Origin of the sequence: Nitrosospira briensis, assembly GCF_900115125.1 — a bacterium.
GTDB classification, from domain to species: Bacteria; Pseudomonadota; Gammaproteobacteria; order Burkholderiales; family Nitrosomonadaceae; genus Nitrosospira; species Nitrosospira briensis_A.
The window spans coordinates 142,251-157,059 of the sequence record NZ_FOVJ01000005.1 but is presented as its reverse complement, the minus strand read 5'-3'; the positions used below and the strand labels follow the sequence as shown (position 1 = coordinate 157,059).

The 14,809-nt window shown below is 53.2% G+C and carries 15 protein-coding genes; 4 read left to right on the top strand and 11 right to left on the bottom strand.

Features of this window, described 5'->3' with window-relative positions; translation table 11 throughout:
• The first annotated feature begins 3 nt into the window (after window positions 1–3).
• The 4 genes from BMZ14_RS11220 to BMZ14_RS11205 all read left to right on the top strand — a co-directional run bounded on the left by BMZ14_RS11220 (window position 4) and on the right by BMZ14_RS11205 (window position 4,100).
• On the top strand, window positions 4–1,080 hold the full coding sequence (locus BMZ14_RS11220) for an aminotransferase class I/II-fold pyridoxal phosphate-dependent enzyme (protein ID WP_074797559.1): 1,077 nt from the start codon (window positions 4–6) through the stop codon (window positions 1,078–1,080).
• Between the two features lie 169 nt (window positions 1,081–1,249).
• Complete coding sequence (locus BMZ14_RS11215; protein ID WP_074797557.1) at window positions 1,250–2,635, top strand: OmpA family protein; 1,386 nt, start codon at window positions 1,250–1,252, stop codon at window positions 2,633–2,635.
• A gap of 11 nt (window positions 2,636–2,646) precedes the next feature.
• Window positions 2,647–3,111, top strand: coding sequence for a HEAT repeat domain-containing protein (locus BMZ14_RS11210; RefSeq protein WP_177186970.1), 465 nt, complete (start codon window positions 2,647–2,649; stop codon window positions 3,109–3,111).
• Window positions 3,112–3,260: 149 nt separating this feature from the next.
• Window positions 3,261–4,100, top strand: a complete 840-nt coding sequence (locus tag BMZ14_RS11205; protein ID WP_083396763.1) for an amidohydrolase family protein — start codon at window positions 3,261–3,263, stop codon at window positions 4,098–4,100.
• Here the strand turns inward: BMZ14_RS11205 and BMZ14_RS11200 are convergent.
• The 11 genes from BMZ14_RS11200 to BMZ14_RS11150 all read right to left on the bottom strand — a co-directional run bounded on the left by BMZ14_RS11200 (window position 4,089) and on the right by BMZ14_RS11150 (window position 14,754).
• On the bottom strand, window positions 4,089–5,450 hold the full coding sequence (locus BMZ14_RS11200; protein WP_074797553.1) for a sigma-54-dependent transcriptional regulator: 1,362 nt from the start codon (window positions 5,448–5,450) through the stop codon (window positions 4,089–4,091). The genes BMZ14_RS11205 and BMZ14_RS11200 overlap by 12 nt on opposite strands.
• A gap of 642 nt (window positions 5,451–6,092) precedes the next feature.
• Entirely contained in the window at window positions 6,093–6,719 is a 627-nt protein-coding gene (gene greB, locus BMZ14_RS11195) for a transcription elongation factor GreB (RefSeq protein WP_074797552.1), read from the bottom strand.
• Window positions 6,720–6,816: 97 nt separating this feature from the next.
• Window positions 6,817–7,827, bottom strand: a complete 1,011-nt coding sequence (gene glk, locus BMZ14_RS11190) for a glucokinase (protein WP_074797550.1) — start codon at window positions 7,825–7,827, stop codon at window positions 6,817–6,819.
• Entirely contained in the window at window positions 7,824–8,597 is a 774-nt protein-coding gene (locus BMZ14_RS11185) for a M90 family metallopeptidase (protein ID WP_074797549.1), read from the bottom strand. Before BMZ14_RS11185 ends, glk begins: the two co-directional genes overlap by 4 nt.
• Window positions 8,598–8,600: 3 nt before the next feature.
• Window positions 8,601–9,725 carry a DNA recombination protein RmuC gene (locus BMZ14_RS11180; protein WP_074797547.1) on the bottom strand — a complete coding sequence of 375 codons (1,125 nt, stop codon included), beginning with the start codon at window positions 9,723–9,725 and terminating at the stop codon, window positions 8,601–8,603.
• Between the two features lie 139 nt (window positions 9,726–9,864).
• Window positions 9,865–10,290, bottom strand: coding sequence for a hypothetical protein (locus BMZ14_RS11175; RefSeq protein ID WP_143071973.1), 426 nt, complete (start codon window positions 10,288–10,290; stop codon window positions 9,865–9,867).
• Window positions 10,291–10,369: 79 nt separating this feature from the next.
• Window positions 10,370–10,936 (bottom strand): DUF488 domain-containing protein, encoded by a 567-nt coding sequence (locus BMZ14_RS11170; RefSeq protein ID WP_074797617.1) that lies wholly within the window; start codon window positions 10,934–10,936, stop codon window positions 10,370–10,372.
• Between the two features lie 126 nt (window positions 10,937–11,062).
• Window positions 11,063–12,856 carry a tetratricopeptide repeat protein gene (locus BMZ14_RS11165; RefSeq protein WP_256208581.1) on the bottom strand — a complete coding sequence of 598 codons (1,794 nt, stop codon included), beginning with the start codon at window positions 12,854–12,856 and terminating at the stop codon, window positions 11,063–11,065.
• Between the two features lie 5 nt (window positions 12,857–12,861).
• Window positions 12,862–13,608 (bottom strand): EI24 domain-containing protein, encoded by a 747-nt coding sequence (locus BMZ14_RS11160; protein WP_074797542.1) that lies wholly within the window; start codon window positions 13,606–13,608, stop codon window positions 12,862–12,864.
• A gap of 188 nt (window positions 13,609–13,796) precedes the next feature.
• On the bottom strand, window positions 13,797–14,315 hold the full coding sequence (locus BMZ14_RS11155) for a hypothetical protein (protein WP_074797540.1): 519 nt from the start codon (window positions 14,313–14,315) through the stop codon (window positions 13,797–13,799).
• Window positions 14,316–14,361: 46 nt separating this feature from the next.
• Window positions 14,362–14,754, bottom strand: coding sequence for a DUF5675 family protein (locus tag BMZ14_RS11150; protein WP_074797538.1), 393 nt, complete (start codon window positions 14,752–14,754; stop codon window positions 14,362–14,364).
• Between the last annotated feature and the right edge of the window lie 55 nt (window positions 14,755–14,809).

The following is a 14,809-nucleotide window of genomic DNA, read 5'->3' as shown; positions in this document are numbered from 1 at the left end:
AAAATGCTCGACTTTACCTCAGCACTCTATCTCGGCCTGCACCATCCGAGCCGACGCCTGCGTCCATGGGAAGAATTTACGATGGGACGGCCAGCAGCACTGGCTGTACCTTCGGATCAAGAACGGATTGCCCGGACGCTCGCCGAACTGGCGGGGTGCGAGCGCGCCACCCTGGGCTCTTCAACGCTGCACCTGTTCTGGGATTTGTTCGGGATGCTGTCCGAAGGAGCAGCGATTTACTTGGATGCCGGCACATACCCCATCGCTCGCTGGGGGGTGGAGCGAGCTGCCTGCCGGGGTCTGCCTGTTCAGGTTATAGCCCATTACGATGCCGATGCTTTGTCGCGAGTGCTAAAACGCAGCACGCAAAAGCGGCTGAGACCGGTAGTGGTAGCAGACGGCTTTTGCCCAGGCTGCGGAAAACCAGCTCCGATCGACGCTTATTTAAACATCATCCACGAGCGGGACGGATTGCTGGTGCTCGACGATACCCAGGCGCTGGGAATTTTCGGCCACTCGCAAAACGCGGAAATGCCCTTGGGTCACGGTGGCGGCGGGTCGCTGCGTTTGCACAATGTCTCGAGCCCACGCGTCCTGCTGATCAGTTCACTCGCGAAGGCATTCGGCGCGCCGATTGCAGCGTTGTGCGGAAGCCATGCGATGGTGCAAGCATTCGAAGCCAGGAGCGAAACACGAACGCATTGCAGTCCGCCCTCTATAGCTGCAATCCACGCGGCCGAGCATGCATTGATGATCAATCGCAAACATGGGGACGCTTTGCGGTTGCGACTTGCGCAACTTGTCTCCCTTGTTCGCACCGGACTGATGAAAGCTGGATTCTCAACACAGGGAGGATATTTCCCTGTGCAGACATTAAGGCCCCTGCCGAGCCTCGATGCCCCAGCACTACACGACAGCTTGCTGAAATCAGGAGTCCGAACGGTTCTGCACCAAGCTCGGAATGGCCATGTCGCTCAAGTAAGCTTTTTTATTACTGCACAGCACGCTCCGCACGAAATTGTTCGTGCGGTAAAGGCTGTCAGATGTACCTCAGCCGTTCAGCAACTTAAACGATTGTGAGGCAGGAAATGAATTATTAAGGAGCATTATGGGCAGGCGGGACATTTTGAAACGCTCAGAATTCGAGCGAGGTGCGCTTATCAAGATAAACAAGAGCATTTGTTGAAGAATCCCACCAGGATACAGCAGGGTTCAACACAAGCTGTTTACCTAAAAGGAGAAACGGAACATGAATGATCGATACAGTGCGTTGCAAGGTGAATATGCCAATGAATTCGAAGACTTGGAATTAGAAGCCTTGGATGAGTTTGAAGATAGCGAGACATACCAAGATTCGGAATTTGAAGACTTGGAAGAGACTAATGAAGGGTTGGTAGAAGCCAGCCCTGACGCTCATCAGTGGCGCCCCGACGCGACGTTTAACCCCATTTCTGCCAAAACCCATGGCAATAACCGGATTGTTGTTGAAAGAGCTTCATTCTATCCGAATGCCAAATTTAACCTGGAATCGAAGCGTAACCTCGACGATTTTGAGGATTTCGAGGATCTGGAAGAATTTGAGGATTTCGAGGATCTGGAAGAATTTGAGGATTCCGAGGATTTGGAAGAATTTGAGGATTTAGAAGATTTTGAGACCGAAGCTTCACGAATACCCTCTCGGCCAGCAGGAACTGTTTCGCAGCAACTATGCGAAGTGCTTGAGGACTTCGACTTCGATAAGGACACCATTAAGCCGTCCCATCAAAATCAGCTCATCACTATCGCGCGGCGTATCATCAGCGGCAGTCAGAAGAGCGCGCAACCCGTCCGTTCGGTAAAAATCATAGGTCATACAGACCCCGTCGGAGATGCCGGGTACAACCTCGATCTTGGCAGGCGGCGTGCAAAGAAGGTTGAAAGCAATCTGCGCCAAATCCTTGACCGGATCCGTCCCGGAAGCTCTCGTGGTATTACGTTTTCAACAGAATCTCGCGGCGAAGCCGAATCTACGGGCCTAAGTCCAGTTAAGGCGCGCCGCGTCGTCGTTTGTTTCCAGCAGCCATGCCGGCACAAAGGCTGCCCACCTTTCAAATCCAGAGTTAGGCTTCACATAAAAGTCCTTGTTCGCCCCAGGAGATTTTCGATTGCGACTATGGTGCAATCAATGCGGCAAGTCTATGGCCCGGCTGGGTTCCGCGTCGAAGTTGCTTCCAGGGAAAACCTGAAACTCCCGCATCTTGAGGACCTGGATATTCGCTGCCCAAAGAGCACCTCAGTTTGCTGTCCGTTTCCATGTCCCACCTCTAATCTGAACGCCGAACATGTTGCACTATTCAAGAATCGCAACAAAGTCGGCGTTAATGAACTTGCCGTCTATTTTGTCCGGGGAACTACTCCAACGTTCAACGGCTGTTGCGCGCACCCAACAGGACGCCCGGGCGTCGTGGTTACGGCAAATGCATCACGTTGGACGCTTGCCCATGAGGTTGCCCATGTTCTGGGTTTATCACATGTCAATAACAATGACCGCCTTATGACAGGAAACGGCACAAATAATATTAAAAATCCTCCACCTGATCTCGTGCGTTCGGAAATTCAAACTATGGAACGAAGCAGTATAACAATCCCTTGCTAATGGAGGCCATTATGGCTATCTCAACAATTCAGCTGCAGCGCTTGTTAAGCTCAGATGAACCCAACTACACCGCCCTCGCACGGTTTGGTCCGAAGATTCTTCCGTACCTCGACCAGTTCGTTCGCGGCCCGGATTCTGATCTCGCTGCCAAGGCAGCTTCGCTGGCTGGCATGATCAACCATGACGATGCGGTGAGAGTCCTGCAGCGTGCTGCCAAAAGCCCTTCTGCCACCGTGCGCCTTGCTGCCGCTAGTGCCGCTCTCAACCTGCAAAGACCAGCAGTGAGCGGAGTACTAGTTACGCTGCTGGGCGATCGTGACCCAGGAGTACGCAAATTCGCCATAAAATCTGCGGCAACCCGGCAAAATCCAGCCCTGATCGCTAGAATGCGCAGCCTGAGTGAAAAGGATCCTGTTCCATCGAACAGGATGCTAGCAAAAAACATCATTAGCAAAAAAGGCACTGTTCTAGGATGAGATTTTTGCTTTCTGGAGGGCGGCCAGAGGAATCAAAGTGTCGAATGCGCCCGTATGACTGTTTAGCTGCTTCTCTTTATGCTCAAATCAGATTCGAGGTCTGCCAGGACAATCTCTACTAGAGCCATTTTCGCTGCACTCAAAGGATTATGATCATAGACTGCCACTGCCACGCCGGCAAAGGTGACGGCCTCATGGGTCCGTGGGATACCGGAGCCCCATTAACAAAATATCTGCAACGCGCAGGTAATGCCGGCATCGATCGTACGGTCATTTTTGCCGCATTCAATTCGGACTACGCCAAGGCAAATCGAGAAGTGGCCCGCATCGTTGCCAGGCGGCCTGACCGTTTCTTTGGTTTTGCCTTTGTCAACGCGGCCAATGATAGAGACCGTGTAATAGCGTTGGTGAAACAGGCAGTTGAAGAATTCGGCTTTGTCGGGATTAAAGTACACAGGCACGATGCAAGAATTTCGCGCGAGATTTGCGAGGCGGCGCGCGTGTTCCGGCTTCCGGTCCTTTACGATGTGGCTGGAGAAGTATCGGTATGCGAATTGCTCGCACAGGAGTATCCAGGCGTTGACTTCATCATTCCGCATCTCGGCAGTTTTGCCGATGATTGGCGAGCGCAACTCGCGCTGATCGACCACCTCGTGCGCCACCCCAACATTTATGCGGACACGTCCGGTGTTCGCCGCTTCGATCTCCTTGAACAGGCAGTTCAGCGGGCGGGTGCGTACAAGATTCTATTTGGATCGGACGGTCCCTGGCTGCACCCAGCCGTGGAACTCGCAAAAATAAAGGCGCTTAGGTTGCGGCCGGTGGATGAACAGCTTGTATTGGCGGGCAACTTCCGGCGGCTCATTGCGCGTGTCCGAAGCCGAAGACCACGAGTAATGGAAGACTTCCTTCTGGAGCGTCATGTCAAACGCGAGTTTCGTAATTCCATCCCGGGCAACTTCCCGAAGGATCTCAATTTAGAGAGATGAGCGACGCGCACTAGCCCGGCGCATTTGCAATGCACGGTCGGTGACGCCTAGTCTGGCCGCTGCACGCTGCAAATTTCCTTGCTCGTCATCGACCGCAATTCGCACCGCGGTTTCCTCTGTGGCGCGCCCGATTTCCTTAAGTTTTGCCCCGGAGGAGAGTGCCTGGCGGATAGCTTGTTCGAAGGATTCATCAAGCCAGGTGCCGGATTCTCCGTTAACCGGTCGGTCGTCTTCGGGAATGTCCCCCACTGTAATGGAGCCGGGACCAACATGCCGGTCCACGATTCTTGCTATTACCTGCCATAGCTCTCTCACGTTTCCGGGGTATTCACGTGTTATTAGATACTCCCTGACAGAGTGGTCGAAATCCAGCGGTTCCGCTTCGGGTCGCAATTGCCTCAGGAAATGACGCGCCAAAGGAAGAATATCGCTACGACGATCTCTTAGCGGGGGTAGCCTGACGATCCACGTCGCAATCCGGTAATAGAGATCGTGCCGGAATTCACCAAGCTTTACGCCTTCGAATAAATCCCTGTTCGTTGCGCATACCAGACGAAAATCGGCGGAATACCATGTATTGCCACCGACTCGCTTGTATGTACGCTCCTGTATTGCGCGCAGTAGTTGAGCCTGCAATGGCAGGGGTAACTCCCCTATTTCATCAAGAAACAACGTTCCCTTATCCGCGAGTGAAAAAGCACCGTCGCGAGAATGAACAGCACTGGTGAACGCACCCCGTTCGTGCCCGAAGAACTCGCTGCCAGAGAGCTCCGGAACAATAGTCGCACAGTCCAGAACAACGAATTCGCTTTTCTTTATGCGAGAATCAAGGGTATGTATCAAACGTGCTACGAGCTCCTTCCCGGTGCCGCTTTCGCCCAGAATCAGGATGGTGGTGTTAGTAAAATGGGCAAGCTCGACAATTCGCCGTAACATTTTTTTCCAGACAGGACTTTGCCCCACCAAGGTTGTTTGAACAACCGGGGATTCAAGCAATTCATCCACAGCGGCCCAGCGCTCGATCCGACAAGCTATCTCAGCCGCCGGATCAGCGGAATGATTCCAGACGAATACCTCGGAAGCCCCGGCGTGTAGCAGTGTCCACGTGTCGGCATTGGTCAACGCCACTTCCGAAGAGGCAATCGCGAAGACGCGCTCCGTACCGCTATCGCTAAGCTCCTGAACGCGCTCGCACAGCCCGTCATCAAATTTATCAAAAAAAAGAATTATCGGTTTCTGCTCACCCCTATCGGACGAGAGTGCGCTTATTCCCGCTGCGGCCAGAGCGTTTATAAGCGCCCTTTCAGAAATTGAATTGGAAGAGCAGAAAAATTGGCAGCAAGTTTGCATATAACCGCATTACTTAGCTCATGAAATGTGATTTCGCACCCTGGATAGAAATAGCGCTGATTCAGGCACGAGATCTTCAGCGACGAACAACATCAACACTTCGACTCTGGGATGAAGGTCAGATCGAACGACAAACGAAGGCAAAACAAGTGCTATTTATAGTACAAAAAAATGGACTTTGCCACATGCGGCAGCGAATCGAACCGGCTCAATAAAAAGTAACTGAAGGAGTGCCTCAAGAAGATCTGTCGCCTCATTTTGTTGGTAGCCGAGCTCAGCTAGCGGTTATCCACATGGTTAAATATAAGAAACCCATTTGTCTAGAAACAATACGCGGCCGTTATTGCACGCGGCCCGTATGCACAGACAAGAGCACAATATTAGACGAGGTTCTGGCTGGGGGGATTACCAGCGCAAACACGTACCCGGCTGTTGGGGACGAGCCCGCCGAGTCATCAAACCCCGCCGTGGCCCAACTCCGCGAGCGCAATGATGGGTATGGCAAGACAGAATTCAGATGCTCGTATGGATTATCTGCCAGTACATGCAGAACGCATTACTGAGGTGTCGGATGACTGAGCCTGGATTTTAACCGCCGATCAATATGCTCTCGATACACCGGGACATGTCGCAGTGATTTCATCAGCTATTCAGGTTGTCCTTGGGGTTGTCATCGCCCACTCCATTCCTGAACGGCGCCATTGGAATCACCTGATATTTGACTTCCAAAATCTCCAGCTCTTCAGTTCCACCTGGCGCATGTAGTGTCACCACATCGCCTTCCCGCGCTTTTATCAATGCTCGCGCCAAAGGCGAAATCCAGCTTATATAGCCTCTCGAAGTATCGATTTCATCAACGCCCACAATGGAGACTGTTTTCTCCTCGCTCTCTTGATTGGCGAAGGTAACGGTAGCGCCGAAAAAAATCCGTGTTTCATCTTCCCTCGGCGCAGCAGGATCCACTACTTCCGCCGTATCCAGCCGTTTGGTAAGAAAACGTATGCGCCGGTCGATTTCCCGCAGGCGCTTCTTGCCGTAGATATAATCAGCGTTCTCCGAACGGTCGCCGTTGCTGGCGGCCCACGAAACGGTAGCTGTGACATGGGGTCTTTCCCGGTTCATCAGCCAAAGAAACTCGTCCATTAACCTCTTATGGCCCCCAGGAGTAATATAGTTCTTGCTACCCGCAGGCAAGGGAGAAGGGGAACCGACAGTTTCTTCGCCATGATCGTTATCAGGTTCTGTTTCCCTGGTAAATGCCTTACTCATATGCAGGAATCGTGAACCAAATGTCGTTGTCTTGCGACGATTTGAGTATGTGCCGCCTCGCCCACTGGCAGGTAAAAAATATCAATACTTTGCATCCCTAGTCATTTTCGACCAGCATCCGCTGTGCTTCCTGAGCAGCACCCAGCAGTCCGGCCTTGGGATTCATCATCACATGCACGGGTATCTCTCCCATTAACGAGGAAAAGCGCCCCTTGTCGCGAAATGCCTTCATGAAACCGCCTTCTCTCAATTTTGCGATGATTTTAGGCGCAATTCCGCCGGCTACATACACACCATTACGACACAGCCCAGCCAGCGCCAGATTTCCCGCATAGGCTCCATAAACCTCGGCAAATAAATCCATTGCTTTCGCTGCAATGGGATGCTTATGATTGAACGCCAGGTCCGCCACCTGTGCGGCTCCATCAGCTTCAAGATGCACCTGCGTCAGCAGATCTGCCGTGCCGCTCAGGTCGGCTTGCAGAAAATTGAAAATATTGGTCAATCCCGGCCCGGACAACACGCGCTCTACCGACACATGACCAAATATCTTCCGTAGATATTGCAGTAACCGGGCCTGCAACTCATCGGCAGGAGCGAAGTCAATATGGCCAGCTTCACTGGGCAAGGCTATATATCGGCCATTCTGCCATACCAGCCAGGCCCCACCCATGCCTGTGCCCGCGCCAAGCGCAACCCGCATCCCGGCGGCGTAGGGCTTGCCTGCCTGCAACGTCTCCAGATCGCTCGCGGACAGAATTTCGACGCTCAATGCCACGGCTGCAAAATCATTGATGAGCTTGACCTTTGGAATGGAGAATTCCCTGGCAATGGCCGCTGCATTCATCACCCAGGGCAAATTGGTAAGCGCCACCTCCTGTTTTGCAATTGGGCCCGCCACTGCAAGACAGGCGCTTGCGGGAATGGATTCAATACCGAGCGACGCTGCGTCATTCAGAAATTCCCTCAGTACGTCGGAAAAGCTTGGGTACGCGCGACTGGCATAGCGCCGCTCACAGCACACCCGTGCATTGCCTTCTTTCAGTTGCACTGCCTGCAGCAAAGTCTTCGTTCCGCCGATATCGCCGCCAATGAGATATTCGATCAAGATATGCTCCGCCGTTGCGCCGGGTCCTGCCGATAAAACAGGGCCAACTGTTCATATACTGAAGGAAAATAAAGTTTTACCGACAAAGGCGTTTCGAAGAAAGCCTCGCTCATTACTGCGAAGAACTCAGCGGGATTCTCTGCCGCATAAGAGTCCACCTCAGTCGCCTCATTCTCATCGATGCTTCTGCAAAAATCCGCATAGGCTTTACTGAATACCTCGCTCCATGCCTGTCTGCTCATGTCGGGGTGCAAGGGTGGAAACCCGTTGGCGTCGCCATTCAACATATCGAGCTTGTGGGCAAATTCGTGTATTACGACGTTATATCCGACCCCAGCGTCAGCAACAACCGTATCTTCCCAGGAAAGTATTACGGGCCCGCCTAACCAGGACTCCCCTGATATCGGCTCCCGGGTAAGGTGCACCACGCCATCTTCGTCCACATACTCGTAATCGCGTATGAATTCACCGGGATAAATAATAATTTCGACCCAGCCGTCATAATAATCCAGATCGAGGTTCAGAATCAGTATGCAAGCCTGCACCGCGATCAGAACATGCATCTCTTCGGTGACAATCAACCCATGCGCGCCGCTAATCTGCTTTGCATGAAGAAACAGTATGACCTTTTCGCGCAAGTGTTCAAGCTCGGCCAGGCTCAGGCCGCGCAGGCATTTCAACCGGGATAGCGCGCTTTGCCAGGCATCATCGGAAACCGGCTCATTTTTAAGAATGCGGCGGCGATGCCAGGCTTTAAGATTGGAAAGCATTGATCAGTCATCGCCGGATTCCAGCACAGGTGCTACCACTTGCTGTGCGTCCAGTTCCACCGCATCGATCCGGGCGAAGCGCTGGCTGATCTTGCGGCTGGAAACATGCACCTCTTCCACATCCTGATTAGCCTGACGAATATGATCGGCAAGTCTTTTCATCCGCTCGTCGAAACGCGCGAAGTCCTTGCCGAGCCTGGAGAGTTCGTTCTTGATGATGTGAACCTGCTCGCGGGTTTCAATATCCTTGAGTACTGCCCGTGCCGTGTTCAACACCGCCATCAGGGTGGTGGGCGAAACTATCCAGACCTGTTTCTGCATGGCATAGTCGACCACATCGGAATGGTAGGCGTGAATTTCGGCAAAAACAGCTTCCGCCGGCACGAACATTACGGCGCCGTCGCAGGTTTCCGGCGGAAGTATATATTTGCCGGCTATGTCATCCACATGCTTCTTCACGTCGGCCTTGAATTGCTTTTGCGCCAATGCCCGGCTGGCGTCATCCCCGTTGCGGTCGAACATGCGATGAAAATTTTCCAGCGGGAATTTTGAATCGACTGCCACCATCCCTGTCGGCGGCGGCAGTTGCAATACGCAGTCCACACGGTTTCCATTGGAAAGCGTATGCTGCATCGCGTATGCCGCCGGAGGTAGAATATTACGTACCAGCGCCTCCAGTTGCACCTCGCCGAATGCGCCGCGGGAACGCTTGTCGCCCAGAAGTTCCTGCAAGCTCACCATGTTGGTGGTAAGGCTGTCTATTTTTTTCTGCGCCTCGTCTATGGTGGCAAGCCGCGTCATGACGCTGGTGAACGTCTCGTTCGTTTTCCTGAATCCTTCATCAAGGCGCTCGGTAACGTGTCCGCTGATCTGATCCAGGCGGACTTCTACCGTTCCGCGCAACTGCTCGGAACTTTTGCCAAGCGCCTCCGATATCCGTTCGCCCTGATTTGCGAGGCCCTCGTGCAAATCCTTGAGCATGTCGCGATGCTTATCTTCCATCAACTTCGCTTGCTGCCCCAGCAGGTCGCGTACCATTGACGAAAGAATGCCCAGCCTGATTACCAGAAAAGCCATGGTAACAAGCAGAACGGCGGCAGCACTGATAATCAGAAAATTTGGAGACATCATCTATAAAAGTATACTGAATGCGCTCATTAAATAATCACCTTTTTTCTAATGCACGGAGCCCACGGTTCTCTTCAGGTGATATTAAACGCCATCAAAATCGGGTTTCGTGGAATATTCTTACTTCCTTATCTCTCCGTCATCTCATGCCCGCTGGATAATACCGCTCACTTTCCATCTGGTGCCTCCGCCATTTGCTATGATGTTGCCTGGTGCGGTCCGGAACGCTGCTGACCTCCTCCGTCGTTTCTTTTTCTTTCCCCCTCTCTTTCTCGAGCCGCTCCTTGCGGGCTTTTCTACCTGCGCGGCGCCTATCATCCATCGCTTTCTGCTCGCCCGGCCTCAACTCCTTCGGTCTCACTTCTTCAGAAGCCGAGTCCCATGGTCTGGACTCCCAGGGCTTGGGAGGAATATTTTCCTGTCCTCCCTGGTTTGCCGGGCTCTTTCCCGGTTGAGGTTGCAGATGCGGTGGCCTTAACAGGTTTTCTTCATACGCCATGACAGACTGTGGAGCCAGCATGGCAAAAGCGACGAGTGCTGCGCACCCGGTACACAAGGTTTTCATCACCATGACTCCTTTGCCATTGGTATCAACGCACTATTGATGTGCATTATGAACTCAACGACTTGCCATATCCATTAAATTACTTATCTTCAGCGTCCCCCATTGTTTGTGGAGGGTAGAAAATCTTCAGGCCATCGGTTCGTGCCCATGGTGTTACCGAACGCGTTTTCCTTCCATGCGTACTGATTATGTCTTCAACCCTGGCGCCGCGCAGGATAAGCGCATCGGCGATCAACGAGCGGTGGCAGCGCCATGGAACCGCTTCAGCACACATGAGGGCACACCTTTCGTGCGCGGCAAGCTCCATCACCTTCTCTACATTCTCGCTGAATTCAGCCGTTTGCATGTGATCCGCGTATCCGCGAAATGACAAGTTGCGCCAGCCACCGTTAATCGAGTCCTTGTTCGTGCGCCTCAATCCGCCAAGACCCGGAATGTGCGTGTATTTAATACCCTCTGCCTGCAACGCGCCAGGCAATGTTTCATTGTTGAATTGAGGGTTGTGCCGCGAACGCGGCACGGTGCGTACATCGAGGATATGTGTGACTTCGTTTGTTTTTAACAGATCGACGAATTCATTGAAGGGATGCGTTGAATGTCCGATTGTGCATACCAGGGGTTCGAGTACAGCTTGTTTTTTTCTCACCACGCTTGCTTCTCTCGTCCAGATATTGCCGTGCGATCCAGATAAAATACGGGGAAACAGTCAGCGCATCCCTATGCCCTCTCCATGAAAACCTTTAAAAAACAGTTCATCGAAGTGGACTAACCGCTATAGCTGTGCTTTGTTATTTATCCGCTGTTTCCGAAACCATTCTTTCGGGCAATGCTGAAACACAGCCGAAGGAGATGCGTTGAGTTGCACATCCGCGCGCGCCCAGGCCTTTTTAAAACGCGTCTCGACCAGCGCTGCCTCGCCGTCCTTGTTTTGCGCGCGCAAAGCCTGCATCAAGCCGAAAAGCGCCCATCCATTATTGCGATTGCGTCGTAGCTCTTCCCAATACACGGTCTCCGCTTCGGCGGGGTGTCCCGATTCAAGTAGAATAGCACCCAAAGCCAATCTTGAGGGAGCTTGCCATTCCGGCGGTTCGGTATAAGCCAGGGCATCCTCCAGACGGACAGCGCGGTCCAGGTGCGCAACGGCGGTGTCGAATTGTCCCCGGGCAACGGCGATCTCGCCCGCGAGCACTTCCGGGCCGATGCGCAGGACAGAACGCCCGGTGTTGAGCGAAAGAAGCGGCCCATCCAGAGAGGGATCCTTCAGCACTTCCCGCAGTGCCATCAACTCCTGCTCCGCCTTCTGCAACTGCCGCGTTGCGGCAAAGGCCAGGCCTCGCGCATAATGCCAGCCCCCTTTCACGAATGCATTCGTGGTTGATGGGGCGGGCTCCTGGAGGAGCTCATTCCACTTCCCGAACCTCGCAAGCGCCCAGTACGGTACAACGCGAAATATTGCTGTTGGCGGCACTTCCTTCAGCACGACATCGTCTATAACGCTGGCCACTTTTCGCGCTGATTCTATCGCAGTACGGCTTTGTCCGTCTGCGGTAGCCGCAGCCCAGAGAAAATGCATGTTGTGCGTAAAATATATTACGGGGTAGAGCTCCTGTTCCTGTGATTCCGAGCCCTGCGCCTGGCGCTGCCCAAAATACCTTTTGTCGGCCGCAATCGCGAGCTGATTACTCTTTATTGCATCAGCATACCGGCCGATTCGCAGATAGATATGAGATGGCATGTGCACCGCATGTCCTGCATCCGGCATCAGGGTAAGCAGCGTATCGGCCGCCTTCTCCGCCCGCTCGGGCATGTTTGTCGGCTCGATCAGATGAATATAGAAGTGCACCGCGCCCGGATGTCTGGGATAGCGACGCATCACCTCTTCGGTAACTCCAACTATTTCAGCTGTTCCCTCGAGTGGATAGCCATCGTTCATCCAGTAACCCCAAGGTTTGGTGTCCATCATGGCTTCGACATAAAGCATCGCAACATCCGGATCGTCCGGGAAGCGCTGGTGCGCATCTCGCATCGCATCAGCATAAGCTTTATCGTTAGCTTTCCGATTCTCGGCGTTGCCGCTATAGCGCTTCTCCAGCGCATGGATGAGCGCCTGCTCGCGCGGTGACGACTTCCCGGCAAGCGATGCTGCCTTTCGCACAAGCTCCAGCGCCGGTAGCTCGTCTTCAGGTTTCATTGCCGCGTTGATATTGGGACCCAGCACGAGCGCTTGTCCCCAATAAGCCATCGCCAGCGAAGGGTCGAGCCGCGCCGCCTCGTTGAACGCGCGGCCTGCCTCGGCATGATTGAATGCGTAGGAGAGATTCACTCCCTGGTTGATGTACTGTTGGGCCAGGCTGTTCCTCGTGCTGACCGGGAAGGTATGTGAACCAAGGTTCAGCAGCTTCGGAGCTATCTGCTGATTATCAGAGCCGGACCGGCTTGGCTGTGTGTGATGCTTATGAGCGCCACCCCCGATAGCCGAGGCTGGCTCTTCCGCATCCGCCAACGTGGAAATGCCCGCTGCCAGCGCCAATCCGATTGTCATGGAATGAAGAATGCGGGTTTGCATGGACATTACCTCCTTGATAAATGCGGGTTAACATGGGCGGCTGAATGACGCAGGTTCGTCAGACGTGCCAGACAGAAATGAATGAAGGCCAGCGCGGCCAGCACGGGTGCGAACAGATTTAGAAATGGAATGAATTGTACCAGACCGGTCAAAAGCCCCAGCCCCCAAAGAGCCGGCCGCTCCGCAGAAAATATTGCCTGCATTTCGTCCCGGCTGGCGTGTTCCGCGAGTGCGTCGTAACGGAACAGGCGCTGGTTCAGATAGGCGGAGGCAATAAATGGAATGATCACGCCTACGCCGGCCAACCACAAGGGAAGAGTGATCAACCAAATCGCAACAAAGATTCCAAGCGCGATCATGGCATTTAGCAGGCTGCCTGTGAAACCGCCCCCGTTCTCGCGTTCCAGTTGCGGATAGTCGCGACTTGCCACCAGGCGAATCAGGGCAGTCATTGCAAACAGGGCCGTAATCACCAGCGCGGTCACGAAAACCAGGGGCACGAACAGAATCAGATGTGCAACCGCCTGAATTCCGTACGCGACCCACCTTGGTTCCACGCCTTCCAGCCAGGTTTGAATGCCGATTGCCGTCAGACCGCTTGCGATCCATCCCGAAAAAGTGCCCCAGAACGCAACACCCAGAATCAACCACAACAGGCTGGCTGCCAGAATGGGCCAAACCACGATCCACAAGACCTGAAACTGGAACAAATCGCGAAAGGCACGCGAAAGCGCATTGAATACTTGTGCCATGCATTCTCCTTTCTCAGAACTTCTGACAGAGGGAATAAAGGCTCAACAACTCAACAGTGCCCGTGCTCAAAAATCTGAACGCAGGGCAAGCTTATCAGCAGTTATAGTTTGTATTCTCTCGGCCCCATGAATTAATCAGTATGTCCGAACACACACACCACCGCTGTGCGCTGGCACACGGTGCAGCCTCATTGGATTCCACTCTGGCATTGCGGATCGTGGCCGTAGGCGAAGGAGTTATGCCAGGTCGTGCGCTCCCAGATTTCCTTGCACACCTCGCCGCAGATTTTCCTTTCGAACCCGCAGCCGCCGCCAAGTATGAACTGCCCGGTATAGGCGCTTGCGGCATCCCCACCCTTGAGTTCGATAACGACGCGGCCCTTCTGCTCATATACGTTCACGTAATGCGTATTGGTAAGATCTTTATGGAATTTCTCGGGGATGAGAAATTGTGTGCCATCAATGAAAACAACGAAAGTTTCAGTAACAACCCGCGGGATACCGCCATCCATCCCCCACATCCCTGCATCCGCCTCGCGGCACTCGCCGGCTTTGCACTGGCGTTCCCGTAACTTGACAGCGACTTTTTTGCCGGACGGCAGCGTATATGTCTTCTCATGGACGAAAGGTATTGCCTCTGTTTCTGCAAGGGCACAAAAAGAGCATGCAGCAGAACCGGCAAGCAGCATTTTCAGAAAGCTCAACATTGTCAGTTATAGCCATTCCCTTTTGAACTTGCCCCTATTTGCAATCTCACTCTATCTTTATGAATATTTTTTCGGTCGTGGATGCAGCCTTCAATTTTTCGAATAACCGATCAAACGCCAATCTGCTGTGCCCAACAAAATTATCATCTTTCGTTTCGCCGACTAGTATGCATCCCTCCGTATTGGCGGCTGTATTTCCAGGATGGATCCTGACACCCTCAAAATCAGGTACCTTCAAAAGAAGCGGGAGTTGTCGCTGAAACCGCTGCGAAAAGTTGATTATGACTTCATAGCGTCCGGCGGGGATCGCTGTCTTCCCCTTGATCTTTACCGGTCTTACCTTGTCCTCCAGTGTGTAGCATTCGAACTCGCCATTTATTGATAACTCACCAACGGTGCTTTCCTCAGAGAATACCAGCCTTTTAACATTCAAATCCATTCTGACTCTCCTCGTATCAGCTGCCCGTGGAGTGTAGCGGCAACTGAGGCTGATG